General features: G+C 48.6%; 5 protein-coding genes. 4 read left to right on the top strand and 1 reads right to left on the bottom strand.

Annotated features, from left to right (window positions below):
- The first annotated feature begins 230 nt into the window (after positions 1-230).
- Together Q7V48_02120 and Q7V48_02115 are read left to right on the top strand one after the other, a co-directional pair.
- Positions 231-881 (top strand): NYN domain-containing protein, encoded by a 651-nt coding sequence (locus tag Q7V48_02120; GenBank protein ID MDO9209534.1) that lies wholly within the window; start codon positions 231-233, stop codon positions 879-881.
- 555 nt (positions 882-1,436) lie between these two features.
- Positions 1,437-2,342: an aldo/keto reductase gene (locus Q7V48_02115; protein ID MDO9209533.1), complete on the top strand. Its 906-nt coding sequence runs from the start codon at positions 1,437-1,439 to the stop codon at positions 2,340-2,342.
- Positions 2,343-2,460: 118 nt separating this feature from the next.
- On the opposite strand, the gene Q7V48_02110 is transcribed toward Q7V48_02115, so the two are convergent.
- A complete protein-coding gene (locus tag Q7V48_02110) occupies positions 2,461-2,736 on the bottom strand; it encodes a hypothetical protein (protein MDO9209532.1) in 276 nt (91 codons plus the stop codon).
- 580 nt (positions 2,737-3,316) lie between these two features.
- Here Q7V48_02110 and Q7V48_02105 point away from each other — a divergent pair.
- Both Q7V48_02105 and Q7V48_02100 read left to right on the top strand, forming a co-directional pair.
- Entirely contained in the window at positions 3,317-3,883 is a 567-nt protein-coding gene (locus tag Q7V48_02105; protein ID MDO9209531.1) for an ORF6N domain-containing protein, read from the top strand.
- 239 nt (positions 3,884-4,122) lie between these two features.
- The gene (locus Q7V48_02100; GenBank protein MDO9209530.1) at positions 4,123-4,689 is read left to right on the top strand and encodes a hypothetical protein; all 567 of its coding nucleotides are present in this window, start codon (positions 4,123-4,125) and stop codon (positions 4,687-4,689) included.
- Positions 4,690-4,859 lie beyond the last annotated feature (170 nt).

Raw genomic sequence — 4,859 nt, 5'->3', positions numbered from 1 at the left:
ATCATTATAATTGCCCCAAATTTCTATGGGATCTTTGAGCCTCTCCCCAGGAGGTTAGAAAAAGATGCTGAGTCAGTTAAAGAGTTATTATCAAAAAGGGGGTGGGCATTTTTTACTTAGGATAAAAATACTTGACATTTTTTTTAATTCACCGATAATAATATTAGATTTGCTCCCCGTCCGACACGCCTTAACGGCCCGGACGGGGTTATTTTTTTTAAGGAGGGGTTATGCCCACTGAACCCCTCGTGAAACGTGCTGTTGTTTTCATCGACGGTCAAAATCTCTACCACTCTGTACGTGAATCCTTCGGTTATACCTATCCCAACTATGATGTAGTCGCGCTTTCCCGGTCCATCTGTCAAACAAAAGAATGGGAATTGGTTCAGATTCGTTTCTATACGGGTGTCCCCGACAAGAGCGACGATCCGTTTTGGAATTATTTCTGGGTGACGAAACTCCGCGTCATGAGCTGGCAGAAAATACATATTTACTCCCGCCCATTGCGATACCGCAACCGTATCGTTAAACTCCCGGATGGCACGGAGCATACTTTTCTTGCTGGGGAAGAAAAAGGGATTGATGTTCGTATGGCCATCGACATCATCCGCATGGCCCACCGCAAGGAATTTGACGTAGCGTTGATCTTCAGTCAAGACCAAGACCTTTCGGAAGTAGCTGCCGAGCTCCGCACAATTGCAGCAGAGCAAGGCCGCTGGATTAAGGCTACTTGCGCATTTCCCCTAAGTCCAACGACGCGTAATCGCCGAGGGATCGATAAAACAGATTGGATACCGATCGACCGCACAACTTACGATGCCTGTATTGATCGGCGGGAATATAGGAAAAAGGATTCTCAGAAGGGCGGAGAAAATCCATAGGATGATGTACTCTCTTTAATGTTTCAGGGTCTTCTGCGCCGAACGGATTTAAGATAGAAAAATCTCATTGGTTTCCGGGAGACTTCATGAACATCTTCAAATTCCGCGATCAGTTCATCGACGAATACCGGTCATATGTAACGAGTTTCATAAAGATCGCTGACCCGATGAAGGAGATTAGGGCGATTTGACTTAGGAATCAAAACTCATGGATGGAGACCAAATTGTCAAGAATAAAGATCTGCCCCCAGATCCCTCATCAATTCAAATATTTTTGTCGTTTGAGACTCTGAATTCGGGGGGAATCAAGGAATATCAAGATTAAAGCCCCCGCATGCACACGCGTGCTGTTTTTGCCTTAGGAGGAGGGAGAAAGAATACCTTATTACCGATGCCTGACCCCAAACGGCAAACCATTATTGTTTGACACGCAACTCAATTTTTCGTATATTCCACCCCGGACGAATTTTAATTTTCTCTTAGGGTAAATTCCCCGCCGCTTGCGGCGGGGTAGTTCATTTGTTTTCCCAATCTCATTCAGGGGAGGGACACGATATGGAAAAACGTATCCTCGGACGCACCGGACTCGAAGTAAGCGTCATCGGCTTTGGAACCATCGCCATAGGGGGCTTCTACGGCCCCGTGGACGATGCCGAAAGCATCCGTGCGCTTCACGCGGCAGTCGACGCCGGAATGAACTTCATCGATACCTCCGACGCCTATGGCCTGGAGCATCGGAGTGAGATCATCATCGGAAAGTTCCTAAAGGAGCGATCCGATCGGGATGACATCCTAATCTGCACCAAGGGCGGAAATAACATGATTACGCGCAAGCGAGAATTCTCCCCCGACTACATTCGCGGCTGCGTGGAGGGAAGCCTCAAGCGCCTGGGCGTGGAGGCGTTCGATCTCTACCTGCTCCACAACCCCAGCGTGGAGGACCTGGAAAAGGAGATGAGCTTCGATGTTCTCGACAAATACAAGGCCCAGGGCAAGATGAAACACTGGGGGGTCTCGGTAAACACATTGCCCGAATGCGAACTGGCCGTTTCCGGTGGTCGGGCCGAGGCCATGCAGATGGAATATAACATTCTGGAGCAGGAGCCGGCGGAGGTATTCGCCAAAGCAAAGGCCGCGGGCGTGGGCGTCATCTCTCGCGTACCCCTTAAGCGCGGCTTCTTATCCGGGCGCTTCGAAGAGACGCATACGTTTACCGAGAAGGACATGCGCAGCCGAGTCCTGAGTCCCGAGAACATGCGGAAGTTCCGCGTTCGGCTGGACAGGCTTCGGGAGGTGGCCGAGGAATTGGGCCGTCCTGCAGCCGAAGTGGCGATCCGCTTCTGTGTCTCCAATCCGAACGTATCCACGGTCCTTCCGGGCATTCGCACCCCCGCGCAGGCAAAAGAGGACGCCGCTGCCTGGGAGCCCTTGCCGCCAGCGGCGCTTGCGAAGCTTAAGTAGGACATGTAAAGAAAGACGCATCCCCCAAAGAGAGTCGGCGCATCCGGCCTCGGCCGTCCACGTTTATCCTCCTCTACAACCGTCTGTAAAAGGGTGTTGCAGGAGGCCATGTGAACTATCATGCCTGCAGTCTTCCTGCGGATACTTTCATAGCCAGCAAGGGGATGATGACCGCCAAGTCGGGCCGCTCTTGGCCATAAACGGCGAGGTAGCCGGGCTGGAGTGCTTTGGCCATCAGCAGACATTCAATAAGTTTTTCCCAAAGATCATCCAGAGCTATGCCCTGGATGCCCTGGACTAGCTGGGAGAGTCCAAAGAAGATTAGGTACCTCCCTCTTTCTCTGTCAGGCGCTTTCGGAGGGGGTCCGGAAAGCTTCAAAGAAGGCTTACCCATCCCCGGGGCCCAAGGGAAATGAGCGCGCTGAGGGTCCTTTCGTTTCTGGCGCTACCCTGGTACACGAAGGAAGAGTCTTGCATCTTTCGGCCTTTCGCCAGCCGGGGCAATGAAGAAATGGAAGTGGGGTCCCCATGTAACGATTTTCATATTTCAACCGTTTGACCTGTTTAAAGGTTTTTGCTATGATATGTTAAATTTCGGATTTCCCCTACAACCTTTTCCCTGGATTTTAAGCCCAGGCCTTCCAAGAAGTGGGGAATAAGAATGTGCGGTGATCCGTTAGCCCTCCAGAGCAAATGCCACACCAAAACGCAAAGAGCGCCAAGCGATATTTTTAGACTGCTATTCCCCTCTCTTAAGATTCTTTTGACCCCCCTGTATTCGATTATTAAAATAATAATGGCATCTTCGGTGGAACCGTATTTGCGTTCTTGCGCCTTGGCGAGGGAAAAAATTATGAAGGAGATTAGGGCAGTTTGACTTAGGAATTAAAACTCATGGGTGGAGACCAAATTTTCAAAATGAAAGATCTGAGACCCGGACCCGTCGTTTCGGCCCTAAGAAAAGGTACCAGAAAATGAAGGGAATTGAATCTCCTGTGCCACTTGAGCGCATACAACAAGCCATTCTGTTGATCCGCGGCAAAAGGGTAATGCTGGATGCTGACCTCGCACGGCTCTATGGCGTTTCTACCAAACGTTTGAACGAACAGGTGAAACGGAACCGGGATCGTTTCCCTGGGGATTTTATGTTTCAATTAAATCCGGCAGAGGTCAAAAATTTGAGGTCGCATTTTGCGACCTCAAAAAGGGGGCGTGGAGGGAGACGGTATGCGCCGTATGCCTTCACGGAGCATGGGGCGATTATGTTGGCTGCCGTTCTCAGCACTCCCCGGGCAATGCAGGTCAGTGTCTTGGTAGTCCGGGCTTTCGTTAGACTCCGTGAAATATTGACGACCCATAAGGCATTGGCCCATAAACTGGCTGAGCTTGAAAGCAAAATTGAAACCCATGATGAGGCGATTCGATCCCTCGTGTCGGCAACCCGGCAGCTGATGTCAGCGCCCGAAAAACCGCCCAAGAAAATCGGGTTTCAGTTGAAGGAAAAGCGATCCCCATATTTAGCAAAGACCCGAAATCGTTAGGTTTCTAATTCTGGACTCTGGACCGGCAGTCCTTTGGGGGGGGGCGATGAGGAAGAGGGGGACGTCCATAAGTTTATAAGTTGATAATGAATAAGTCTTCTGGTTAAATTGTTCGCAAGGTAGATATTTATGAATTTATGGACGTCCCGGACCACGCCGTCCCGGACCACGCGCTTACCGAGAAGCGAGGGAGAATAAGAGGGGGTTGTGGGGAAAAAATAAATTAGGGGTGGAGACAAATGAAAAATAGAATTATTTTGTTGATTATATTATTAAGTCTTTTCTCGCTTTTTTCAACATCATCAAAAGCGATGGCAAATTGGTATTTAGCAATTGGAGGCGGTGGTGGTGGTGAAGCAAAAACCGGGAATATGAGAGTTGAAGCGGGCAATTATTCGACTAATAATAGCGTGAATTATCTTTTTGGATTTGGCATACCATTTACATTGGGAAGAGATGATACTCCTTCCAATTTAATTGAACACCCAGTTCCACATGAGGATTTTACAAGTCTTGGAAAAAGAGATAAGGGAGAGGAAACTGGCTTATATGGCAAATTTGGAATTGAATTAGTAAATAGGACAGGAGTTTTTCTTATGGTTTACGGAGGAGCTACCTGGGCCAGGGAGATTGAGCTTGCTCAATCAAATGTTACCAGACGGTATTATCAGGAATCAGAAAAAACTAAGATATATGGTTTGATAGGAGGCGGAATTGGGTTTTTTCCAAGAAGCCACCGGTTTTGTTTTCAATTGGAATATGACAATCGAATGGGAATTACGGGATTGGTCGGTTTTAAATGGTAGGCGGGAAACGAGGGAAAGTAAGAGGGGGTTATGGAGGGAATAATATAGACCGGGACGTTCGTGCAGAGCGTGCTTAGTGAATTAAATTTGGACTTTGGATCTTGGGGAGTATGAAGAGGGGGACGTCCATAAGTTTATAAGTTGATAATGAATAAGTCTTCTGGTTAAAT

This window comes from Deltaproteobacteria bacterium, from assembly GCA_030654105.1.
GTDB lineage: Bacteria > Desulfobacterota > SM23-61 > SM23-61 > SM23-61 > JAHJQK01.
This window is presented reverse-complemented; position numbering and strand designations above follow the sequence as displayed.